Source organism: Streptomyces anandii JCM 4720 (assembly GCF_014650655.1).
GTDB lineage: Bacteria > Actinomycetota > Actinomycetes > Streptomycetales > Streptomycetaceae > Streptomyces > Streptomyces anandii.
The window spans coordinates 641-1,093 of the sequence record NZ_BMVJ01000087.1 but is presented as its reverse complement, the minus strand read 5'-3'; the positions used below and the strand labels follow the sequence as shown (position 1 = coordinate 1,093).

The following is a 453-nucleotide window of genomic DNA, read 5'->3' as shown; positions in this document are numbered from 1 at the left end:
CCGTGGAACTGCGCAACCGCCTCGGCGCCGCCACCGGGCTCACCCTCCCCACCTCCCTGGTCTACGACTACCCCACGACCTCCGCGCTCGCCGGCCACCTGCGCGACGAGCTGCTGGGCGGGCTCGTACCCGATGCGACTGTCATCAGCTCCGTAACCGGTGCCTCCGCGCTTGCCGTAGCCGACGACCCGATCGCGATCGTGTCGATGAGCTGCCGCTTCCCGGGCGGCGTAAGGTCACCTGAGGACCTCTGGCAGCTGCTGAGCGACGGGAGGGACGCGACCTCCAGGTTCCCGACGGACCGGGGCTGGGACGTCGAGGCCCTCTACGACCCGGACCCCGGGCAGGCGGGCAAGACGTACACCCGAGAGGGCGCCTTCATCCAGAACGCGGCCGAGTTCGACGCGGGATTCTTCGGCATCTCGCCGCGTGAGGCGCTGGCGATGGATCCCC

Annotated in this window: 1 protein-coding gene; it reads left to right on the top strand. The window is 70.6% G+C overall.

From position 1 onward, the window contains the following. The coding region (locus IE249_RS39645) for an acyl carrier protein (protein ID WP_229860044.1) at positions 1–453 on the top strand (453 nt) is incomplete at both ends.